Annotated in this window: 24 protein-coding genes; all 24 read left to right on the top strand. The window is 45.5% G+C overall.

Features of this window, described 5'->3' with window-relative positions:
* Positions 1-1,041: elongation factor Tu (tuf, locus tag JMA39_RS20905; RefSeq protein ID WP_202723813.1), on the top strand; the 1,041-nt coding region annotated here is incomplete at its 5' end.
* 288 nt (positions 1,042-1,329) lie between these two features.
* Positions 1,330-1,701 carry a preprotein translocase subunit SecE gene (gene secE / locus JMA39_RS20900; protein ID WP_202723812.1) on the top strand — a complete coding sequence of 124 codons (372 nt, stop codon included), beginning with the start codon at positions 1,330-1,332 and terminating at the stop codon, positions 1,699-1,701.
* A 9-nt stretch (positions 1,702-1,710) separates the two neighbouring features.
* Entirely contained in the window at positions 1,711-2,262 is a 552-nt protein-coding gene (nusG, locus tag JMA39_RS20895) for a transcription termination/antitermination protein NusG (protein WP_202723811.1), read from the top strand.
* Positions 2,263-2,387: 125 nt separating this feature from the next.
* A complete protein-coding gene (gene rplK, locus JMA39_RS20890) occupies positions 2,388-2,816 on the top strand; it encodes a 50S ribosomal protein L11 (RefSeq protein WP_011863956.1) in 429 nt (142 codons plus the stop codon).
* 4 nt (positions 2,817-2,820) lie between these two features.
* Entirely contained in the window at positions 2,821-3,522 is a 702-nt protein-coding gene (rplA, locus tag JMA39_RS20885; RefSeq protein ID WP_202723810.1) for a 50S ribosomal protein L1, read from the top strand.
* A gap of 269 nt (positions 3,523-3,791) precedes the next feature.
* Positions 3,792-4,289 carry a 50S ribosomal protein L10 gene (gene rplJ, locus JMA39_RS20880; protein ID WP_202723809.1) on the top strand — a complete coding sequence of 166 codons (498 nt, stop codon included), beginning with the start codon at positions 3,792-3,794 and terminating at the stop codon, positions 4,287-4,289.
* 53 nt (positions 4,290-4,342) lie between these two features.
* The gene (rplL, locus tag JMA39_RS20875; protein WP_028767981.1) at positions 4,343-4,708 is read left to right on the top strand and encodes a 50S ribosomal protein L7/L12; all 366 of its coding nucleotides are present in this window, start codon (positions 4,343-4,345) and stop codon (positions 4,706-4,708) included.
* Positions 4,709-4,947: 239 nt separating this feature from the next.
* Complete coding sequence (gene rpoB / locus JMA39_RS20870) at positions 4,948-8,979, top strand: DNA-directed RNA polymerase subunit beta (RefSeq protein WP_202723808.1); 4,032 nt, start codon at positions 4,948-4,950, stop codon at positions 8,977-8,979.
* A gap of 83 nt (positions 8,980-9,062) precedes the next feature.
* Positions 9,063-13,277 (top strand): DNA-directed RNA polymerase subunit beta', encoded by a 4,215-nt coding sequence (gene rpoC / locus JMA39_RS20865; protein ID WP_202723807.1) that lies wholly within the window; start codon positions 9,063-9,065, stop codon positions 13,275-13,277.
* Between the two features lie 189 nt (positions 13,278-13,466).
* Positions 13,467-13,841, top strand: a complete 375-nt coding sequence (rpsL, locus tag JMA39_RS20860; protein ID WP_012153454.1) for a 30S ribosomal protein S12 — start codon at positions 13,467-13,469, stop codon at positions 13,839-13,841.
* A gap of 80 nt (positions 13,842-13,921) precedes the next feature.
* On the top strand, positions 13,922-14,392 hold the full coding sequence (rpsG, locus tag JMA39_RS20855; protein WP_202723806.1) for a 30S ribosomal protein S7: 471 nt from the start codon (positions 13,922-13,924) through the stop codon (positions 14,390-14,392).
* A gap of 75 nt (positions 14,393-14,467) precedes the next feature.
* Positions 14,468-16,564, top strand: a complete 2,097-nt coding sequence (gene fusA / locus JMA39_RS20850; RefSeq protein ID WP_202723805.1) for an elongation factor G — start codon at positions 14,468-14,470, stop codon at positions 16,562-16,564.
* 83 nt (positions 16,565-16,647) lie between these two features.
* Complete coding sequence (gene tuf / locus JMA39_RS20845) at positions 16,648-17,832, top strand: elongation factor Tu (RefSeq protein ID WP_202723804.1); 1,185 nt, start codon at positions 16,648-16,650, stop codon at positions 17,830-17,832.
* Positions 17,833-18,192: 360 nt separating this feature from the next.
* Positions 18,193-18,504 carry a 30S ribosomal protein S10 gene (gene rpsJ / locus JMA39_RS20840; protein WP_005503530.1) on the top strand — a complete coding sequence of 104 codons (312 nt, stop codon included), beginning with the start codon at positions 18,193-18,195 and terminating at the stop codon, positions 18,502-18,504.
* Positions 18,505-18,531: 27 nt separating this feature from the next.
* Entirely contained in the window at positions 18,532-19,170 is a 639-nt protein-coding gene (gene rplC / locus JMA39_RS20835; protein WP_202723803.1) for a 50S ribosomal protein L3, read from the top strand.
* 17 nt (positions 19,171-19,187) lie between these two features.
* The gene (gene rplD / locus JMA39_RS20830; RefSeq protein WP_028767974.1) at positions 19,188-19,793 is read left to right on the top strand and encodes a 50S ribosomal protein L4; all 606 of its coding nucleotides are present in this window, start codon (positions 19,188-19,190) and stop codon (positions 19,791-19,793) included.
* Entirely contained in the window at positions 19,790-20,092 is a 303-nt protein-coding gene (gene rplW, locus JMA39_RS20825) for a 50S ribosomal protein L23 (protein WP_202723802.1), read from the top strand. Before rplD ends, rplW begins: the two co-directional genes overlap by 4 nt.
* A gap of 17 nt (positions 20,093-20,109) precedes the next feature.
* The gene (gene rplB / locus JMA39_RS20820; protein ID WP_202723801.1) at positions 20,110-20,937 is read left to right on the top strand and encodes a 50S ribosomal protein L2; all 828 of its coding nucleotides are present in this window, start codon (positions 20,110-20,112) and stop codon (positions 20,935-20,937) included.
* 11 nt (positions 20,938-20,948) lie between these two features.
* The gene (gene rpsS, locus JMA39_RS20815) at positions 20,949-21,227 is read left to right on the top strand and encodes a 30S ribosomal protein S19 (protein WP_011863970.1); all 279 of its coding nucleotides are present in this window, start codon (positions 20,949-20,951) and stop codon (positions 21,225-21,227) included.
* A gap of 15 nt (positions 21,228-21,242) precedes the next feature.
* The gene (rplV, locus tag JMA39_RS20810; protein ID WP_012144645.1) at positions 21,243-21,575 is read left to right on the top strand and encodes a 50S ribosomal protein L22; all 333 of its coding nucleotides are present in this window, start codon (positions 21,243-21,245) and stop codon (positions 21,573-21,575) included.
* 9 nt (positions 21,576-21,584) lie between these two features.
* Entirely contained in the window at positions 21,585-22,274 is a 690-nt protein-coding gene (gene rpsC, locus JMA39_RS20805) for a 30S ribosomal protein S3 (protein WP_202723800.1), read from the top strand.
* An 11-nt stretch (positions 22,275-22,285) separates the two neighbouring features.
* On the top strand, positions 22,286-22,696 hold the full coding sequence (gene rplP / locus JMA39_RS20800) for a 50S ribosomal protein L16 (RefSeq protein ID WP_012279176.1): 411 nt from the start codon (positions 22,286-22,288) through the stop codon (positions 22,694-22,696).
* Entirely contained in the window at positions 22,696-22,887 is a 192-nt protein-coding gene (rpmC, locus tag JMA39_RS20795) for a 50S ribosomal protein L29 (RefSeq protein WP_012144642.1), read from the top strand. The genes rplP and rpmC overlap by 1 nt, the downstream gene beginning before the upstream one ends.
* Complete coding sequence (gene rpsQ / locus JMA39_RS20790; RefSeq protein ID WP_202723799.1) at positions 22,887-23,135, top strand: 30S ribosomal protein S17; 249 nt, start codon at positions 22,887-22,889, stop codon at positions 23,133-23,135. Before rpmC ends, rpsQ begins: the two co-directional genes overlap by 1 nt.
* The last annotated feature ends 32 nt before the right edge of the window (positions 23,136-23,167 follow it).

Below are 23,167 nucleotides of genomic sequence, written 5' to 3'. Positions count from 1 at the left end.
CAGATCGATAACGCTCCAGAAGAGCGTGAGCGCGGTATTACAATTAATACTTCTCACATCGAATATGACACTCCATCACGTCACTACGCACACGTAGACTGTCCAGGTCACGCGGATTATGTTAAAAACATGATCACTGGTGCTGCACAGATGGACGGCGCGATCCTAGTAGTTGCTTCTACAGATGGTCCAATGCCACAAACTCGTGAGCACATCCTGCTTTCACGTCAGGTTGGCGTACCATTCATCATCGTATTCATGAACAAGTGTGACATGGTTGATGACGAAGAACTTCTAGAACTAGTAGAAATGGAAGTTCGTGAACTTCTATCTGAATACGACTTCCCAGGTGATGACTTACCAGTTATCCAGGGTTCTGCACTTAAAGCTCTTGAAGGCGAGCCAGAGTGGGAAGCTAAGATCCTAGAACTAGCTGAAGCTCTAGACACTTACATTCCAGAGCCAGAGCGTGCAATCGATGGTGCATTCATTCTACCAATCGAAGACGTATTCTCTATCGCTGGTCGTGGTACTGTTGTTACTGGTCGTGTAGAGCGCGGTATCATCAAAGTAGGTGAAGAAGTGGAAATCGTTGGTATCAAAGAGACTACTAAGTCTACTTGTACTGGTGTTGAAATGTTCCGTAAGCTTCTTGACGAAGGTCGTGCTGGCGAGAACTGTGGTGTTCTTCTACGTGGTATCAAGCGTGAAGAAGTTGAACGTGGTCAAGTACTAGCTGCTCCAGGTTCAATCACTCCACACACTACTTTCAAGTCAGAAATCTACGTTCTGTCTAAAGAAGAAGGTGGACGTCACACTCCATTCTTCAAAGGCTACCGTCCACAGTTCTACTTCCGTACAACTGACGTAACCGGTACTATCGAATTGCCAGAAGGCGTTGAAATGGTAATGCCTGGTGACAACGTAGCTATGACTGTTACTCTAATCTGCCCAATCGCGATGGACGAAGGTTTACGCTTCGCTATCCGTGAAGGTGGTCGTACAGTTGGTGCTGGTGTTGTAGCTGAGATCGTTGCTTAATTAGCAACGGGTCTTAACTCGATACTGAAAAGGGCAGCTTAGGCTGCCTTTTTTGTTTTATTGCATTTAGGTTTAATTTGTTAGTGAAGCTGGGCTTTGTATTCTTGCCAAATAAGTGGAATAAGAATACAATCTATGACCGATTTTTGACTCGTCGCTTATACTTTGATAAGAGTATGTTCGGCAGTCGCCAGTTCGGATAGCGAGTCTGACTGAAATTTTCACTGAGCAAAATGCTATTTTATAGTGTTCCTTGCCTCAGAACGTAGTGAGTAACGGAATTAACCGATGACAACAAATACTGAAAGCCAGGGTAACTCTCTGGATATCGTAAAGTGGGGCCTAGTCGTAATCTTGTTGGCTGCTGCAATTATTGGCAATCAATATTTTAATGAAGCAAGTGTCGTTGTACGCGCTCTAAGTGTAGTGGTGACTTTTGCTATCGCTGGTTTCATTGCGTTGCAAACAGAAAAAGGCAAGCAAGCTTTAACTTTTGCTCGTGAATCACAGATTGAAGTTCGTAAAGTGGTTTGGCCTACGCGTCAAGAAGCACTCAATACAACTTTCATTGTATTAGCTGCAACAGCCGTTTTAGGTTTAGTCCTTTGGGGCTTAGATGCAGTATTGCTTAGAATTGTTAATTTTATTACAGGCGTATAGGCATTAAGTATGACTGAAGCTACTGAAGCTAAAAAAAGATGGTATGTAATTCAAGCGTTCTCCGGCTATGAAGGCCGTGTTTGCAAGACTCTGCTTGAACATATCAAAATGCACGGCATGGAAGATTACTTTGGTGAGGTTTTGGTACCTACTGAAGAAGTCGTTGAAATGCGTGCAGGCCAACGTCGTAAGAGTGAGCGTAAGTTTTTCCCTGGCTACGTGTTAGTCCAGATGGAAATGAACGATGAAAGCTGGCACTTAGTGAAGAGCATTCCACGTGTAATGGGCTTCATTGGTGGTACATCTGATCGTCCTGCACCCATTTCTGATAAAGAGGCTGATGCAATCCTTCAGCGTCTTCAAGAAACTACTGAGTCTCCAACGCATCGCGTTATGTTTGAGCCAGGTGAAGTTGTTCGTGTTACTGACGGACCTTTTGCTGACTTCAACGGTACAGTTGAAGAAGTGGATTATGAGAAGAACCGCGTTAAGGTTTCTGTGATGATCTTCGGCCGCTCAACGCCAGTAGAACTTGATTTTAGTCAGATTGAAAAAAGCTGATTAAATAAAGCGCAAATACTATTTGAAATGGGTGCGAAATTATATATAATTCGCACCCATATTTTTCGGGGAGCTTTTCAGCATAGTGCTGATGGCGTTTGAACCCAAACTTGAGGAAATGTCTCATGGCAAAGAAAGTTGATGGTTACATCAAACTGCAAGTCGCAGCCGGTGCTGCAAACCCGTCGCCACCAGTAGGCCCAGCATTGGGTCAGAAAGGTGTTAACATCATGGAATTCTGTAAAGCATTCAACGCTCGTACTGAAAAGTTCGAGAAAGGTATGCCAATTCCTGTAGTTATCACTGTTTACACTGATCGCTCTTTCACTTTCGAAACTAAGACTCCACCTGCGTCTTTCCTACTGCTTAAAGCAGCTGGTCTGAAGTCAGGTTCTGGCCGTCCTAACACTGAAAAAGTGGGAACTATCAAGCGTAGCGCTGTCCAGGAAATCGCTGAGACTAAAGCCGCTGATATGACTGGTGCTGATATTGAAGCGATGACTCGCTCAATTGAAGGTACTGCGCGTTCAATGGGTTTGGTAGTAGAGGACTAATATAATGGCAAAGCTAACTAAACGCGCTCGTCTAATCCGCGAGAAAGTTGAAGCTACTAAGAGCTACGACATCAATGAAGCTGTTGCACTTCTAAAAGAACTAGCTACTGCTAAGTTCGTAGAAAGTGTTGACGTTGCCGTTAACCTTGGTGTTGACCCACGTAAATCTGACCAAAACGTTCGTGGCGCTACTGTGCTACCACACGGTACTGGTCGTGAAGTACGTGTTGCTGTGTTCACTCAAGGTGCTAACGCTGAAGCTGCTACTGCAGCTGGTGCTGAACTTGTTGGTATGGATGACCTTGCCGCGCAAATTAAAGCTGGCGAAATGAACTTCGACGTAGTTATCGCATCTCCAGATGCAATGCGCGTTGTTGGTATGTTAGGTCAAATCTTAGGCCCACGTGGTCTAATGCCTAACCCTAAGACTGGTACTGTAACACCAAACGTTGCAGAAGCAGTTAAGAACGCTAAAGCAGGTCAAATCCGTTACCGTAACGATAAGAACGGTATCATCCACACTACTATCGGTAAAGTGGACTTTGAAACTGCTCAACTTAAAGAAAACTTAGAAGCTCTACTTGGCGCACTTAAGAAAGCCAAGCCAGCAGCTGCTAAAGGCGTTTTCGTTAAGAAAGTAAGCATCTCTACCACTATGGGTGCAGGTGTTGCTGTTGACCAGAGTACTCTGGAAGACGTTAAGTAATTTACAAGTTTCGCGCATTAGTCTATAATGCGCGCACTTTGTAGGGTTGGGGCTCTGATTTAATCATTATGGTTAATGAATAGCCTCCGTCCAAGACCGTAGGTGTTGGCTCAAGTAGTTAACTTAATTTCCTGCGTAGACGGTGTCGGACCCCAGATAGATTTTATTCTGCTGGATATATTCGCGCCGTAAGTCGCTAGGTATCAATAGATGCTTAGCATGGTAATTGCTAGGGAGTTTTCCCTAGATCGAATCCAGGAGTAAAGCCAATGGCATTAAGACTCGAAGACAAAAAAGCGATTGTTGCTGAAGTCAACGAAGCTGCCAAAGGTGCTTTATCTGCAGTTGTTGCCGATTCACGCGGTGTAACTGTAGCTAATATGACCGGTCTTCGTAAAGCAGCTCGTGAAGCTGGTGTGTACGTTAAAGTTGTACGTAACACTCTAGTTAAACGCGCTGTTGCTGGTACTGATTTTGAGTGCCTAAGCGATACGTTCACTGGTCCTACTTTGATTGCATTCTCTAATGAGCACCCAGGTGCAGCAGCGCGTCTTCTTAAAGACTTCGCTAAATCACAAGAGAAGTTTGAAATCAAAGCAGCAGCCTTTGAAGGGGAATTAATCCCTGCAGATAACATTGATCGTTTAGCAAAACTACCAACTTACGAAGAAGCACTAGCTCAGTTCATGATGACTCTAAAAGAAGCATCTGCTGGCAAGTTCGTTCGTACATTGGCCGCTCTACGCGATCAGAAAGAAGCTGCTTAATTTTACAAGCCGCTTAATTAAATTGAATTCAGTACAATTAGGAATTTTTTGTTATGTCTATCACTAAAGACCAAATCTTAGAAGCCCTTGCAGCAATGTCTGTAATGGAAGTTGTTGAACTAATCGAAGCAATGGAAGAGAAGTTCGGCGTATCTGCAGCTGCTGCTGTTGTTTCAGGTGGTGGCGAAGCTGCTGCTGCTGAAGAGAAAACAGAATTCGACGTAATTCTTACTTCTCACGGCGACAACAAAGTTGCAGTAATTAAAGCTCTTCGTGGCGCTACAGGTCTAGGCCTGAAAGAAGCTAAAGGCATGGCTGAATCTGCTCCAGTAGCAGTTAAAGAAGCTATCTCTAAAGAAGAAGCTGAAGCTCTTAAGACTGAACTTGAAGCAGCTGGTGCTGCAGTAGAGATCAAGTAAGTTATACTATAACTTACAACCTCCCGAGTAATCGGGCGGAGGCTGGCGGTTTTTTAACCGTCGGCCTTTTTTGCGCTGTAAGCGCAGGCGATTTTTTTTTCACCGTTTATCGCCAGATTTCGCAGTTCCTAGCAGAGATTACTGGTTGGGTTCTTGCTTTCAACGGTGATGGGCAAACGCGCTGTTTCAACATTTAGGTTGATTCAGTCTTGGTCACATCTCGCAATCAGAGGAAACCCATGGTTTACTCCTATTCTGAAAAGAAGCGTATTCGCAAAGACTTTGGTAAACGTCAACGTGTTTTAGACATTCCTTACCTTTTGTCAATCCAGTTGGACTCTTTTAAGAAGTTCACCGATCAAGATCCTACAGGTGAGCGTGGTTTTGAAGCTGCTTTCCGTAGCGTTTTTCCCATCAAGAGCTTTTCTGGTAATTCTGAGCTGCAATATGTCAGCTACAAACTAGGCGAGCCAGTTTTTGATGTGAAAGAGTGTCAAATCCGCGGTGTTACATATTCTGCACCTCTACGCGTTAAACTGCGTATGGTTCTGTATGACCGTGAAGCGGCACCTGGCACAGTAAAAGACATTAAAGAACAAGAAGTCTATATGGGGGATATCCCTCTTATGACTGACAACGGTACCTTTGTTATCAATGGTACTGAGCGTGTAATCGTGTCTCAGCTACACCGTAGCCCAGGCGTATTCTTTGATCATGACCGTGGTAAAACCCACTCTTCAGGTAAGGTGTTATATAACGCACGTATTATTCCTTACCGTGGTTCTTGGTTAGACTTTGAATTCGATCCTAAAGACGCACTATTTGTACGTATTGACCGTCGTCGTAAACTTGCGGCTTCGATCATTCTGCGTGCTTTAGATTACTCGACTCAAGATATTCTTGACCTGTTCTTCGATCGCGTAAACTTTAAGATCAAGAAAGATTCACTAGTAATGGATCTTGTTGCTGACCGTCTACGTGGCGAAACTGCAAGCTATGACATTAAAGACGCTGAAGGCACTGTTCTTGTTGAGAAAGGACGTCGCATCACTGCACGTCATATTCGTCAGCTTGAAAAGTCAAATACTACTGAGCTTGAAGTACCAGTTGAATACATCGCTGGTAAGATCTCTGGTCAAGACTATATTGATCCAGATACAGGCGAAGTATTGGTTTCTGCTAACGCAGAGATCAGCCTAGAAGATCTAGCTAAGCTATCTATGGCTGGCATCAAAGAGATCAGCACTCTGTATATCAACGAGCTTGATAACGGTGCTTATATCTCTGACACCATTCGTATCGATTCAACAACTAACCGCCTAGAAGCGTTGGTTGAAATCTACCGTATGATGCGTCCTGGTGAGCCACCAACCAAAGATGCTGCTGAAGCACTATTCCAGAACTTGTTCTTCAGTGAAGAGCGTTATGATCTATCTAAAGTAGGTCGTATGAAGTTCAACCGTCGTCTTGGTATCGATGACGACGAAGGTACGGGTATCTTAACTAAAGAAGATATCGTTGCCGTGATGAAAAATATCATCGCCATCCGTAATGGTTTGGACGAAGTTGATGATATCGATCACCTAGGTAACCGTCGTATCCGTAGTGTAGGTGAAATGGCTGAAAACCAGTTCCGTGTTGGTCTAGTTCGTGTAGAACGTGCCGTACGTGAGCGTCTAAGCCTTGGCGATCTAAATGAGCTAATGCCTCAAGACCTGATCAATGCTAAGCCTATTTCTGCAGCTGTTAAAGAATTCTTTGGCTCTTCACAGCTTTCACAGTTCATGGACCAAAACAACCCATTGTCAGAAGTAACGCATAAGCGTCGTATTTCTGCTCTAGGTCCAGGCGGTCTAACACGTGAACGTGCAGGTTTCGAAGTTCGAGACGTACACCCGACTCACTACGGTCGTCTATGTCCAATCGAAACGCCTGAAGGTCCAAACATTGGTTTGATCAACTCGTTGTCAACCTTTGCTCGTACTAACAACTATGGCTTCCTAGAAACACCTTACCGTAAGGTAATTGATGGTGTGGTTACTGAAGAAGTTGATTACTTGTCAGCAATCGAAGAAGGCCGTTACGTTATTGCTCAGGCAAACGTAGAATTAGATGAAAACAACCGCATGATGGACGAGCTAATTGCTTGTCGTCACAAAGGTGATTCAACATTTATGGGTGCATCTGACATCCAGTATATGGACGTATCACCACAGCAGATTATTTCTGTTGCGGCATCACTAATTCCGTTCCTAGAACACGATGACGCGAACCGTGCATTGATGGGTGCCAACATGCAACGTCAGGCTGTTCCAACACTGAAGGCTGATAAGCCATTAGTTGGTACAGGTATTGAACGTACACTTGCTGTTGACTCAGGCGTGGTTGTTGCTGCTAAGCGTGGTGGTTATGTTGACTACGTTGATGCTAGCCGTATCGTTGTTAAGGTTAACGAATCAGAATTGACTCCAGGTGAAGCTGGTATCGATATTTACAACTTGACTAAGTACACGCGTTCTAACCAGAACACTTGTATTAACCAACGTCCTTGTTGTTCTGTCGGTGACCCAGTTGTTCGCGGCGACGTACTAGCCGATGGCCCATCTACCGACTTAGGTGATTTGGCTCTTGGTCAGAACATGCGTATCGCGTTCATGCCTTGGAACGGTTACAACTTCGAAGACTCGATCTTGATCTCTGAGCGTGTAGCTCAAGAAGACCGTTTTACAACTATCCACATTCAGGAGCTTTCATGTATCGCTCGTGATACTAAGTTGGGTAGTGAAGAGATCACAGCTGATATTCCAAACGTTGGTGAGTCTGCGCTTTCTAAGCTTGACGAATCAGGTATCGTTTATATCGGTGCAGAAGTTAAGGGTGGCGACATCCTAGTTGGTAAAGTAACACCTAAGGGTGAAACTCAGCTGACTCCAGAAGAGAAACTTCTACGTGCAATCTTCGGCGAAAAAGCGTCTGACGTTAAAGACAGCTCTCTACGCGTACCTAACTCTGTTAAAGGTACTATCATCGACGTACAAGTATTTACTCGTGACGGCGTTGAGAAAGACAAGCGTGCTGTTGAAATCGAAGAGATGCATATCGCACAGGCTCGTAAGGATTTGACTGAAGAGTTCCAAATTCTTGAAGATGGTGTTCTTGGTCGTGCTCGCAACCTATTACTAGGTGCTGGTTTCGATGAGGCCCAACTTGATGCAATTCCTCGTTCACAACTGTTGGTTCAAACCATCGATGATGAAACGAAGCAAACTGAGCTAGAACAGCTAGCTGAGCAAGCGGAAGAGCTAAAAGCCGATTTCGATAAGAAGTTCGAAATCAAGCGCCGTAAGATCACTCAAGGTGATGACTTAGCACCTGGTGTACTTAAGATCGTTAAGGTTTACCTAGCGGTTAAGCGTACTATCCAGCCTGGTGATAAGATGGCGGGTCGTCATGGTAACAAGGGTGTAATCTCTAAGATTTGTCCTATTGAAGATATGCCATACGACGAAAAAGGCGACCCAGTGGATATCGTATTGAACCCACTAGGTGTACCTTCACGTATGAACATCGGTCAGGTACTTGAAGTTCATATGGGTGCTGCAGCGAAAGGCATCGGTAATCGTATTACTGAGATGCTAGAAGAGCAGCGCGAATTGGCAGAACTTCGCGGATACATCAAGCAAGTTTATGACTTAGGTGACGAAGTGCAGCAGCGCGTTGACATCGATACATTTACTGATGATGAAATCTTGCGTCTTGCTAAAAACCTTAAAGGCGGTGTACCGATTGCTACACCTGCGTTTGATGGTGCCAAAGAGAAAGAGATCAAGCAGATGCTTGAGCTTGCAGGTTTACCACAATCAGGTCAGTTGACTCTGTGTGATGGTCGTACTGGTAATGAGTTTGAGCGTAAAGTAACCGTTGGTTACATGTATATGCTAAAACTTAACCACTTGGTTGACGATAAGATGCACGCCCGTTCTACCGGTTCGTACAGTCTTGTTACTCAACAACCATTGGGTGGTAAAGCACAGTTCGGTGGTCAGCGTTTCGGTGAGATGGAAGTATGGGCACTTGAAGCTTATGGTGCTGCGTATACCCTTCAGGAAATGCTAACCGTTAAGTCGGACGATGTGAACGGTCGTACTCAGATGTATAAGAACATCGTCGACGGTAACCATCAGATGCAACCAGGTATGCCTGAATCTTTCAACGTATTGTTGAAAGAGATCCGTTCGCTCGGTATTAACATCGAGTTGGATCAAAAGTAACACTTGGTTACTGCCTCTATGGCAAAAGAAATTGGTGCTCTGCATTGGCAGGGCACCCGGTTTAACTCCTTCAGGAGAGAAACGTGAAAGACTTATTAAAGTTTCTGAAACAGCAAAGCAAGACTGAAGAATTTGAAGGTATTAAGATCGGCCTAGCGTCGCCTGATCTAATCCGCTCTTGGTCTTTTGGTGAAGTTAAGAAGCCAGAAACCATTAACTACCGTACATTCAAGCCTGAGCGTGAAGGTTTGTTCTGTGCGCGTATTTTTGGTCCAGTAAAAGATTATGAATGTTTATGCGGTAAGTATAAGCGTCTAAAACACCGTGGTGTGATCTGTGAAAAGTGTGGCGTTGAAGTTACACAGACTAAAGTACGTCGTGAGCGTATGGGTCACATCGATCTTGCTAGCCCAGTTGCACACATTTGGTTCTTGAAGTCACTTCCGTCTCGTATCGGTTTGATGCTAGACATGACTCTTCGTGATATCGAACGTGTACTTTACTTCGAATCTTTCGTAGTAATCGAGCCTGGCATGACCAGTCTTGAACGCGGCCAAATGCTGACAGAAGAAAACTATCTGGATGCATTAGAAGAGTACGGTGATGAATTCGATGCCAAGATGGGTGCAGAAGCAGTTCTAGAATTGCTACGTGCTATCGATCTAGAGAAAGAAATTGAAATGATGCGCGAAGAATTGCCATCAATCAATTCTGAGACTCGTCGTAAGAAGATCACTAAGCGTCTTAAGCTAATTGAGGCATTCTTCACTTCAGGTAACAAGCCTGAGTGGATGATCCTTAAAGTACTACCGGTTCTGCCGCCAGATCTACGTCCTCTAGTTCCACTAGATGGCGGACGTTTTGCTACCTCTGATTTGAACGACCTTTACCGTCGTGTAATCAACCGTAACAACCGTCTAAAGCGTCTGTTAGACCTAGCTGCTCCAGATATCATCGTACGTAACGAAAAGCGTATGTTGCAAGAATCTGTTGATGCGCTATTAGATAACGGCCGTCGTGGTCGTGCTATTACAGGTTCTAACAAGCGTCCGCTTAAATCTTTGGCCGATATGATCAAAGGTAAGCAAGGTCGTTTCCGTCAGAACTTGCTAGGTAAGCGTGTTGACTATTCTGGTCGTTCGGTAATTACCGTAGGTCCTACTTTACGTCTACACCAGTGTGGTCTTCCTAAGAAGATGGCACTAGAGCTATTTAAGCCATTCATCTATGGCAAGCTAGAAGGTCGTGGCTTAGCTACAACCATTAAAGCTGCTAAGAAGATGGTAGAGCGCGAAGTTCCAGAAGTATGGGACGTGCTAGATGACGTGATCCGCGAACATCCAGTGATGCTTAACCGTGCACCAACACTGCACAGACTAGGTATCCAGGCATTTGAGCCAGTACTAATCGAAGGTAAAGCGATTCAGCTTCACCCATTGGTTTGTGCGGCATACAACGCCGACTTCGACGGTGACCAAATGGCTGTTCACGTGCCACTAACGCTAGAAGCGCAGTTAGAAGCACGTTCACTAATGATGTCTACCAACAACATCCTTTCACCTGCAAACGGTGAGCCGGTGATCACACCATCACAGGACGTTGTATTGGGTCTTTACTACACTAGCCGTGAGCGTATCAACGGCAAGGGTGAAGGCATGGCATTCTCTGATGTGGCTGAAGCTGAAAAAGCTTACCGCACAGGTGTTGCTGAGCTACACGCTCGCGTTAAGGTTCGTATTACCGAAACGACAGAGAACGAAGCTGGCGAAAAAGTGAAGACACGTCGTATCGTTGATACTACGGTTGGTCGTGCATTGCTTTCACAGATTCTGCCAAAAGGTCTTTCTTATGATTTGGTTAACCAAAACATGGGTAAGAAGCAGATCTCTAAGCTATTGAACACTTGTTACCGTCAACTAGGTCTTAAAGATACTGTTATCTTTGCTGACCAATTGATGTATACCGGTTTCCACTTTGCGACTATATCTGGTGCCTCTGTAGGTATCGACGATATGGTTATTCCAGATCTTAAGTACACGCTAGTAGCGGATGCTGAAGCGGAAGTTCTTGAAATTCAAGAGCAGTTCCAATCTGGTCTAGTAACAGCTGGTGAGCGTTACAACAAAGTAATCGATATCTGGGCAAGCGCGAACGAAAAAGTTTCTAAAGCGATGATGGAAAACCTGTCTAAAGAGACAGTGATTAACCGTGATGGCGAAGAAGAACAGCAAGAATCGTTCAACAGCATCTACATGATGGCCGACTCAGGCGCTCGTGGTAGTGCTGCACAGATTCGTCAGTTGGCCGGTATGCGTGGTCTGATGGCTAAGCCAGATGGCTCAATCATCGAAACCCCAATTGTGGCTAACTTCCGTGAAGGTCTAAACGTATCTCAGTACTTTATTTCTACTCACGGTGCGCGTAAGGGTCTTGCGGATACGGCATTGAAGACAGCTAACTCTGGTTACCTGACTCGTCGTCTAGTTGACGTAGCACAAGATCTCGTTGTTATCGAAGATGACTGCGGAACGTACGAAGGTCTAACTATGAAGCCACTGATTGAAGGTGGTGATGTAGTTGAGCCGTTACGTGAGCGCGTACTTGGTCGTGTTGTTGCTCAAGATGTACTTAAGCCGGGTACTGAAGAAGTACTTGTGCCACGCAACACGCTTCTTGACGAAGCATGGTGTGACATCGTTGAAGATAACTCTATCGATGAAATGATTGTTCGCTCAGTAATTAGCTGTGATACAGACTTCGGTGTGTGTAAGGCTTGTTACGGTCGTGATTTGGCTCGTGGCCATATCATCAACCAAGGTGAAGCTATTGGTGTTGTTGCTGCTCAGTCAATTGGTGAGCCAGGAACACAGCTTACGATGCGTACTTTCCACATCGGTGGTGCGGCATCTCGAGCTTCAGCTGAGAACAACGTTCAAGTTAAGAACTCTGGTACGCTTAAGTTACACAACGCTAAGTATGTAACTAACAGTAACGGTAAGCTGGTAATTGTTTCTCGTTCTTCTGAACTAGCCATTATCGATGAGCTAGGTCGTGAGAAAGAGCGTTATAAGGTTCCTTACGGTACTGTACTTGAGAAGTTGGAAGACGACGGCGTTGCTGCTGGCGAAATTATCGCTAAGTGGGATCCGCATACTCACCCAATTATCACTGAAGTGGCGGGTAGTATTAAGTTCGTAGATATGATTGAAGGTGTCACTATGACACGTCAAACAGACGAACTAACGGGTCTATCTTCAATCGTTGTGTTAGAAGTTGGTCAACGTCCAACAGCGGGTAAAGAGATGCGTCCTATGATCCGTCTTGTTGCTGCTGATGGTAGCGACTTGATGATCCCAGGTACTGAAGTACCTGCGCAATACTTCTTACCAGGTCACGCGATTGTTAACCTTGACGATAACGCACCAATTAACGTTGGTGATGCATTAGCACGTATTCCTCAAGAATCTTCTAAGACTCGCGATATTACCGGTGGTCTACCACGCGTTGCTGACTTGTTCGAAGCGCGTAAGCCAAAAGAGCCTGCAATTCTTGCTGAAGTATCGGGAACTATCTCGTTCGGTAAAGAAACCAAAGGTAAGCGTCGTCTAGTGATCACCCCAGCTGATGGCGGTGAGCAGTATGAAGAGATGATTCCTAAGTGGCGTAACCTAAACGTGTTCGAAGGTGAAAAAGTCGAACGTGGTGAAGTTATTGCCGATGGTCCAGAAGCAGCACACGACATTCTACGTCTACGTGGTATCCACAATGTGGCTAACTACATCGTGAATGAAGTACAGGACGTTTACCGTCTACAGGGCGTTAAGATTAACGATAAGCACATTGAGGTGATCATTCGCCAGATGCTGCGTAAGTGTGAGATCGTTGACGCTGGTGACAGTGAATTCCTACCGGGTGAACAAGCTGAAGTGTCTCGTGTTAAGATCGCTAACCGCGAACTAGAAGCACAAGGTAAGCAGCCTGCGACATTCGAACGTGAACTTCTTGGTATTACTAAGGCGTCACTTGCGACTGAATCGTTCATCTCTGCAGCATCGTTCCAGGAGACCACTCGTGTTCTTACTGAAGCAGCTGTTGGTGGTAAGAGCGATAAGTTACGTGGTCTGAAAGAAAACGTAATTGTTGGTCGCCTAATCCCTGCTGGTACGGGTTACTCTTACCATCAGAAGCGTGCAACTGCAGCGCCGAGTGCGGCAGCTGAAGAAGCACCAGCGATTAGCGCAAGCGAAGCTGAGCAGAACCTAGCGGATCTACTAAATCTAGCTGGTAGCAACGATTAATCGATGCCCAAAAGTAAATAGATTGTAAAAAAGGCGCTTTTAGCGCCTTTTTTTTACTTTAAATCGGTTAAAAGTTGTCTATTTCTTGACAGATAGTCCATACACTTCTAAAATTTCGCGTCCCACACCTGTGGGATATAGATTTTTCACACCTTACTGTTGATTTAGTCAACTGATTCGGAGCTATACATGGCAACTGTAAACCAGTTGGTACGTAAGCCTCGCGCACCGAAAGTCGATAAGACTAACGTTCCTGCGCTAGCTGCGTGTCCACAAAAACGTGGTGTTTGTACTCGCGTATATACTACTACACCAAAAAAACCTAACTCTGCACTACGTAAAGTAGCTCGTGTGCGTCTAACTAACGGTTTCGAAGTAACTTCGTACATCGGCGGTGAAGGCCACAACCTGCAGGAACACAGCGTAATTCTAATCCGTGGCGGTCGTGTAAAAGACTTACCGGGTGTGCGTTACCACACTGTACGCGGCGCATTAGACTGTGCTGGCGTTAGCGAACGTCGTCAAGGTCGTTCAAAGTACGGTGCTAAGCGTCCTAAGTCTTAACGTTTTCCGTTAAGTAAGGCCAAGCTAGATATAATTGAGATTCCAGTTTTGGGGTCCCTGAAGCATACGGAGAAATTGTTATGCCAAGACGTCGCGTTGTAGGACAACGTAAAATCCTACCAGATCCAAAGTTCAACAGTGAGTTGCTGGCTAAGTTCATCAACGTCATTATGCAGGACGGCAAAAAGTCGACTGCAGAAAAAATTATTTACAAGGCACTAGATACTGCAGCTGAAAAGAAAGGCGAAGATCAACTAGTAATCCTTGAAGCAGCCCTGGACAACGTACGTCCATCAGTCGAGGTTAAATCTCGTCGTGTTGGTGGTTCTACTTACCAGGTACCATGTGAAGTTCGTCCAGTGCGTCGTAACGCACTAGCGATGCGCTGGTTGGTTGAAGCTGCACGTAAGCGTGGTGAAAAATCTATGGCTCTACGTCTAGCAGGTGAAATGTTAGACGCATCTGAAAACAAAGGTACTGCTGTTAAGAAGCGCGAAGACGTGCATCGTATGGCAGAAGCAAACAAAGCGTTTGCTCATTACCGCTGGTAATATCTTGGCGTGGGCTTTGTCCCACGCCTTACTTGCATTGCTAACACTCAGGTTTTAGCTAAGAGGGTACAAATCGTGGCTCGTACAACTCCAATTGAGCGCTACCGTAATATCGGTATCTGTGCTCATGTTGACGCTGGTAAAACCACTACCACTGAACGTGTTCTATTCTACACTGGCTTATCACATAAGATCGGTGAAGTTCATGATGGCGCTGCCACCATGGATTGGATGGAGCAAGAGCAGGAACGTGGTATTACCATCACCTCAGCCGCAACGACTACTTTCTGGCGCGGAATGGATGCGCAGTTCACTGAACACCGCATTAATATCATCGATACTCCAGGTCACGTTGACTTCACTATTGAAGTAGAACGTTCTTTGCGAGTGCTGGATGGTGCAGTTGTTGTTTTCTGTGGCTCATCAGGGGTTGAACCCCAATCTGAGACTGTTTGGCGACAAGCTGATAAGTATCATGTGCCGCGCTTAGTGTTCGTCAATAAGATGGACCGCGCAGGTGCAAACTTTGATCGTGTCGTTGAGCAGATCCGCAACCGCCTTGGCGCGACTTGTGTACCAATTCAATTGAATATTGGTTCAGAAGAAGACTTCAACGGTGTTGTCGATTTGATCAAGATGAAAGCAATTAACTGGTCTGAAGATGATCAGGGCATGACTTTCACTTATGAAGCCATTCCAGAGCACTTAGCCGACAAAGCTGCAGAAATGCGCGAGTACTTGGTTGAAAGTGCTGCTGAAGCTTCAGAAGAGCTGATGGAAAAGTACCTAGATGATGGGGAACTTTCGGAAGACGAGATCAAGAAAGCACTACGTCAACGCACCTTAAATAACGAAATCGTATTGGCAACCTGTGGTTCTGCATTTAAGAACAAGGGTGTACAAGCGGTTCTCGATGCAGTGGTAGATTTTCTACCATCGCCAGTCGAAGTTCCTGCTATCAAGGGCATCGATGACAACGAAGAAGAGACTGAACGTCAAGCTGACGACAACGCTCCATTCGCTGCATTGGCATTTAAGATTGCTACAGATCCTTTCGTAGGTACTCTGACCTTTATACGTGTTTATTCAGGTGTATTGGAAACAGGTGCCGGCGTATATAACTCTGTTAAGCAAAAGCGTGAACGTATTGGTCGTATGGTGCAGATGCACGCTAATGACCGTCAAGAGATTAAAGAAGTACGCGCTGGCGACATCGCTGCTCTTATTGGTCTTAAAGACGTAACTACAGGCGATACTCTGTGTGATTCAGACCATAAAGTAATTCTAGAGCGTATGGAATTTCCTGAGCCAGTAATTACTATTGCCGTTGAGCCAAGAACAAAGGCTGACCAAGATAAGATGGGGATGGCGTTGCAAAAGCTTGCAGCGGAAGATCCATCATTCCGTGTTGAAACTGATGAAGAGTCGGGGCAAACACTGATTTCTGGTATGGGTGAGCTACACTTAGACATCATCGTAGACCGTATGCGTCGCGAATTTGGTGTTGAGTGTAATGTAGGTAAACCACAAGTTGCATATCGTGAGACTATCCGCAAAACCGTGGAAGTCGAAGGTAAGTTTGTACGCCAATCTGGTGGTCGAGGTCAATTCGGTCACGTTTGGTTAAAGCTAGAGCCTCAAGAAGAAGGTTTTGGTTACGAATTCGTCAACGAAATTGTTGGTGGTGTGGTTCCAAAGGAATACATCCCAGCAGTGGACAAGGGTATTCAAGAGCAGATGAAGAACGGCGTATTAGCTGGCTTCCCAGTTCTTGACGTAAAAGTCACTTTGTACGATGGTTCATATCATGATGTGGACTCGAACGAAATGGCATTTAAAGTGGCTGGTTCTATCGGCTTTAAGAAGGGCGCACTAGAAGCGGATCCTTCTTTGCTTGAACCATGTATGAAAGTCGAAGTAACAACTCCTGAAGATTATATGGGAGATGTTGTGGGTGACTTGAACCGTCGTCGTGGCCTTATTGAAGGCATGGATGATGGTATCGCAGGCATTAAGCTTGTGCATGCAACAGTACCTTTGTCTGAAATGTTCGGTTATGCAACCGATTTGCGTAGTGCAACTCAGGGCCGTGCTTCATACTCTATGGAGTTTTTGAAGTACTCTGATGCACCGCAAAATGTTACTAAAGCAATAATAGAGGCCAGAGGCTAAACTGTCTCACTCTATTGTTGATATACTTAATTGCTATTGCTCGGTTTTAAGCCGAGCATTTTCTGAAAAGAAAGGAATATATCGTGGCTAAAGAAAAATTTGAACGCGTAAAACCGCATGTTAACGTTGGTACTATCGGACACGTTGACCATGGTAAAACTACTCTAACTGCTGCTATCTCTGCTGTTTTAACTAAGAGCTTTGGTGGTACTGCACGTGATTTCGCACAGATCGATAACGCTCCAGAAGAGCGTGAGCGCGGTATTACAATTAATACTTCTCACATCGAATATGACACTCCATCACGTCACTACGCACACGTAGACTGTCCAGGTCACGCGGATTATGTTAAAAACATGATCACTGGTGCTGCACAGATGGACGGCGCGATCCTAGTAGTTGCTTCTACAGATGGTCCAATGCCACAAACTCGTGAGCACATCCTGCTTTCACGTCAGGTTGGCGTACCATTCATCATCGTATTCATGAACAAGTGTGACATGGTTGATGACGAAGAACTTCTAGAACTAGTAGAAATGGAAGTTCGTGAACTTCTATCTGAATACGACTTCCCAGGTGATGACTTACCAGTTATCCAGGGTTCTGCACTTAAAGCTCTTGAAGGCGAGCCAGAGTGGGAAGCTAAGATCCTAGAACTAGCTGAAGCTCTAGACACTTACATTCCAGAGCCAGAGCGTGCAATCGATGGTGCATTCATTCTACCAATCGAAGACGTATTCTCTATCGCTGGTCGTGGTACTGTTGTTACTGGTCGTGTAGAGCGCGGTATCATCAAAGTAGGTGAAGAAGTGGAAATCGTTGGTATCAAAGAGACTACTAAGTCTACTTGTACTGGTGTTGAAATGTTCCGTAAGCTTCTTGACGAAGGTCGTGCTGGCGAGAACTGTGGTGTTCTTCTACGTGGTATCAAGCGTGAAGAAGTTGAACGTGGTCAAGTACTAGCTGCTCCAGGTTCAATCACTCCACACACTACTTTCAAGTCAGAAATCTACGTTCTGTCTAAAGAAGAAGGTGGACGTCACACTCCATTCTTCAAAGGCTACCGTCCACAGTTCTACTTCCGTACAACTGACGTAACCGGTACTATCGAATTGCCAGAAGGCGTTGAAATGGTAATGCCTGGTGACAACGTAGCTATGACTGTTACTCTAATCTGCCCAATCGCGATGGACGAAGGTTTACGCTTCGCTATCCGTGAAGGTGGCCGTACAGTTGGTGCTGGTGTTGTAGCTGAGATCGTTGCTTAATTAGCAACGGGTCTTAACTCGATACTGAAAAGGGCAGCTTAGGCTGCCTTTTTTATTGCCTTAAGAAAAGTGAGGCAAGGGCTAGTAATCCGGATCCGACTGTGTATAATGGCGCCACTTTGTTGAAACCTGTCTATTTGGCGGTATTTCACACAACGGGGTTGATCTCAGCGTTGAAATCAGTATAATAGCCCCTCGCCTTAACCATTAGGCGATTTAATTGGTCTACCTTCGGGTTTGACGTAAAAAAACAGCGACTCCGATTGTGAGTCGAACGGCTAAATCATTTCACTCTGCTATTTTCTATAGGAAGACAGCTAGAGGGTGATTTTTTTGTGTACATTTTAGGAGCTCTGGTCAATGCAGAACCAAAGAATCCGTATCCGCTTGAAAGGATTTGATCATCGTTTGATTGATCAGTCTACTGCGGAAATCGTTGAAACTGCTAAGCGTACCGGCGCGCAGGTTCGTGGTCCAATCCCACTACCAACGCGTAAAGAACGTTATACCATTTTGACTTCTCCACACGTTAATAAAGATGCACGTGACCAGTACGAACTACGTACCCACAAGCGTCTTGTTGACATCGTAGAGCCGACTGAGAAGACTGTAGACGCACTTATGCGTTTAGATCTTGCGGCTGGTGTTGACGTTCAGATTAGCTTGGGTTAATTGAGATCCTTAGAAGAGGTTTGAGAGATGGCTATCGGTCTTATCGGTCGTAAAGTAGGTATGACTCGCATCTTCAATGAAGATGGCGCGTCGGTACCTGTAACAGTAATTGAAATTGCTGCTAACCGCGTAACCCAAGTGAGAACTTTGGATACAGATGGTTACCGTGCACTTCAAGTTACTACTGGTACCAAAAAAGCTAATCGCATCACTAAACCAGAAGCAGGTCACTTTGCTAAGGCAGGCGTTGAAGCCGGTCGTGGTTTATGGGAAATGCGTTTGGCTGATGGTGAAGGCGAGGGCATCGAAGTTGGTGCTGAGCTTAATGTAGATATCTTCGCTGACGTAGCGAAAGTTGATGTTACTGGTCAATCAAAGGGTAAGGGCTTCCAAGGCGGTATTAAGCGCTGGAACTTCCGTACTCAAGATGCAACACATGGTAACTCACTGGCACATAGAGCTAACGGTTCTATCGGTCAAAACCAAACACCTGGTCGCGTTTTCAAAGGTAAGAAAATGTCTGGCCACATGGGTGCAGAGCGTGTTACGACACAGAATCTAGAAGTAATTCGTGTAGATGCTGAACGTAACCTGCTATTGGTTAAGGGTGCAGTTCCAGGCGCTACTAATGGCGACCTGATCATCAAACCAGCTGTTAAAGCTTAAGGTCTGAGGAGATAGTAATGGAATTGGTATTGAAAGACGCACAGAGTGCTCTTGAAGTTTCCGAAGCTACCTTTGGCCGTGACTTTAATGAAGCACTGGTTCATCAGGTAGTTGTAGCTTACGCTGCAAACGCGCGTCAGGGCACTCGTGCTCAAAAGACTCGCGCAGAAGTAACTGGCTCTGGCAAAAAGCCATGGCGTCAAAAAGGTACTGGCCGTGCACGTGCTGGTACTGTTAAAGGCCCAATCTGGCGTGGCGGTGGCGTAACTTTCGCTGCTAAAACACAAGATCACAGCCAAAAAGTTAACAAGAAGATGTACCGCGGAGCGCTGAAAAGCATTTTCTCTGAATTGGTACGTCAAGACCGTCTTGTTGTTGTTGAGTCATTTGGTGTTGAAGCTCCTAAAACTAAAGAGCTGAAAGCTAAACTTAACGAAATGCAACTAGAAGACGTGTTGATTGTTACTCCAGAAGTTGACGAGAACTTGTTCTTAGCTGCTCGCAACCTGTACAAAGTTGACGTACGTGACGTTGCTGGTATCGACCCAGTAAGTCTAATCGCTTTCAACAAAGTACTTGTTACTGCTGAAGCTATTAAGCAAATCGAGGAGATGCTGGGATGATAAGCCAAGAACGTTTGCTAAAAGTTATTCTTGCACCACACATCTCTGAAAAGAGCACTGTTAATGCAGAGAATAACAACACGGTAGTTTTCCGTGTAGCTATCGATGCAACTAAAGCTGAAGTTAAAGCTGCAGTAGCACAGCTATTTGAAGTTGAAGTTGATACAGTTCGTACTTTGGTTAACAAAGGCAAAACTAAGCGTCACGGTGCCCGTACTGGCCGTCGTAGCGATTGGAAAAAAGCTTACGTTACCTTAGCTGCTGGTGCTGACATCGATTTCGTCGGCGGCGCTGAGTAAGCATTAGGAGAATTATCATGGCAGTTATTAAGTGTAAGCCAACCTCTCCAGGTCGTCGCCACTTAGTTAAAGTGGTGAACAGCGATCTGCATAAAGGTAAACCTTTTGCAGGCCTGTTGGCGAAAAAATCGAAAAGTGGTGGCCGTAACAATACGGGTCGCATCACTGTCCGCCACGTTGGTGGTGGTCATAAGCAACATTATCGTCTGATCGACTTTAAGCGTAACAAAGACGGTATCCCTGCGAAGGTTGAGCGTTTGGAATATGATCCAAACCGTACAGCTAACATCGCATTGGTACTATACGCTGACGGTGAGCGTCGTTATATCCTTGCTGCTAAAGGCATGCAAGCTGGTGATAAGATCCAGTCTGGTATCGATGCAGAGATCAAGAGCGGTAACGCATTGCCTCTACGCAACATCCCTGTGGGTAGCGTAGTGCACGCAGTCGAAATGAAGCCTGGTAAAGGTGCTCAGATCGCGCGTTCAGCTGGTGCTTATGTACAAGTTATTGCTCGTGACGGCGAATACGCCACTCTACGTCTTCGCTCTGGCGAAATGCGTAAAGTGCCGGTTGATTGCCGCGCGACATTGGGTGAAGTTGGTAATGCCGAGCATATGCTACGCCAGTTAGGTAAAGCAGGTGCTAAGCGCTGGAGAGGCGTACGCCCAACAGTTCGTGGTGTTGCAATGAACCCAGTAGATCACCCACATGGTGGTGGTGAAGGCCGTACTTCTGGTGGCCGTCATCCTGTATCACCTTGGGGTATGCCAACTAAGGGTTATAAGACTCGTAGTAACAAACGCACCGACAAGTACATTGTACGTCGTCGCAATAAAAAGTAAGAGGATTCGCCATGCCACGTTCTCTCAAGAAAGGTCCATTCATTGACCTACACTTGCTGAAGAAGGTAGAGAAAGCGATGGAAGCTGGAGACAAGAAGCCTATTAAGACTTGGTCTCGCCGCTCTATGATCATTCCTAACATGATTGGAATGACCATCGCTGTCCATAATGGTCGTCAGCACGTACCTGTGTTCGTAACTGACGAAATGATCGGCCACAAGCTTGGTGAATTTTCACCAACTCGCACTTATCGCGGCCATGCTGCAGATAAGAAAGCGAAGAAGCGTTAATACGGGAGACATAAGATGGAAGTTTTAGCTAAACATCGTTTTGCCCGTACGTCGCCTCAAAAGTGTCGTTTGGTTGCAGATCAAATCCGTGGACTGCCTGTTGCTAAGGCTCTCGAAATTCTAACTTTCAGCCCTAAGAAAGCTGCAGTACTTGTTAAAAAAGTACTGGACTCTGCAATCGCTAATGCTGAGCACAATGAAGGTGCTGACATTGACGAACTAAGAGTTGGAGCGATTATGATCGATGAAGGTCCAACTATGAAGCGTATCATGCCACGTGCTAAAGGCCGTGCTGATCGCATAATCAAGCGTACCAGCCACATTACTGTGGTTGTATCAGATCGCTAGGAGTTAGCAATGGGACAGAAAGTACATCCTAATGGTATCCGTCTGGGTATCACTAAGCCTTGGATCTCGACCTGGTACGCTGACAAGTCAGACTATGCCAATAACTTGAGCAGTGACTGGGAAGTGCGTAAGTTTCTAGAACAGAAACTTAAGCAAGCATCAGTCTCTAAGATTGTTATCGAGCGTCCAGCTAAGAGTGTTCGCGTTACTATTCACACTGCCCGTCCAGGTGTTGTGATTGGTAAGAAAGGTGAAGACGTTGAAAAGCTACGCAACGCTGTTGCAAAGCTGACTGGTATTCCAGCTCAAATCAACATCGCTGAGATCCGTAAGCCTGAGCTAGATGCTAAGCTTGTTGCCGATGGCATCGCTTCGCAACTAGAGCGTCGTGTTATGTTCCGTCGTGCTATGAAGCGCGCAGTTCAAAACGCAATGCGTCTTGGTGCTAAGGGTATCAAAGTTGAAGTGAGTGGCCGTCTAGGCGGCGCTGAGATTGCGCGTTCAGAGTGGTATCGTGAAGGTCGTGTACCTTTGCATACACTGCGTGCTGATATCGACTATTCTACTTCTGAGAGTCACACTCAATACGGTGTGATTGGCGTTAAAGTTTGGGTCTTCAAAGGCGAAGTTCTAGACGGCGTTCTACCTCAGCACGAAGAGCCGAAACAGCAGCCGAAGCGTAAGCCTCGCGGTAAATAGGAGAGCTGGCAATGCTGCAACCAAAAAGAATGAAGTTTCGCAAAATGTTCAAGGGCCGCAACCGCGGTCTAGCGAACGGCACTGAAGTTAGCTTCGGTGAATTCGGTTTGAAAGCTGTTGGACGTGGTCGTCTTACTGCTCGTCAAATTGAAGCTGCGCGTCGTGCTATGACACGTCACATTAAACGTCAAGGTCAGATCTGGATCCGCGTATTCCCTGACAAGCCAATTACCTCTAAGCCTCTTGAAGTGCGTATGGGTAAAGGTAAGGGTAACGTTGAATACTGGGTTTGCCAGATTCAACCAGGTAAGGTTCTTTATGAGATGAATGGTGTATCTGAGGAGTTAGCTCGTGAAGCTTTCACTCTAGCTGCAGCTAAACTACCTCTAAAGACTACCTTCGTAACTAAGACGGTGATGTAATGAAAGCGAGCGAACTAACAGAAAAGAGCGTTGAAGAATTGAACGCTGAACTGCTTGGTCTGCTGCGTGAGCAGTTTAATCTGCGTATGCAACACGCCACTGGTCAGTTGACTCAGACTCATCAGCTTAAAATCGTGCGTCGCAACATTGCGCGCGTTAAGACCATTATTACTTCTAAGGCGGGTGCATAATGTCTGATAATATCCGTACTTTGCAAGGTCGAGTACTTAGCGACAAGATGGACAAGTCTATCACTGTAGCTATTGAGCGTAAGGTAAAACACCCTTTATACGGTAAGTTTATCAAGCGCACTACTAAGATCCATGCTCATGACGAACAAAATCAGTGTAATGCTGGCGATATCGTGACTATTCGCGAATGCCGTCCGCTGTCTAAGACTAAGTCTTGGACTCTGGTTGAAGTAGTATCAAAAGCCTAAGCTTATTAGGTATTTAAGCAAACGGCTCCTAA

The sequence above is a fragment of the Shewanella schlegeliana genome, from assembly GCF_016765635.1.
In the GTDB taxonomy this organism is placed as follows: Bacteria; Pseudomonadota; Gammaproteobacteria; order Enterobacterales; family Shewanellaceae; genus Shewanella; species Shewanella schlegeliana.
Note: the sequence above shows the minus strand (reverse complement) of the source record. Positions and strands in the feature narration are given on the sequence as shown.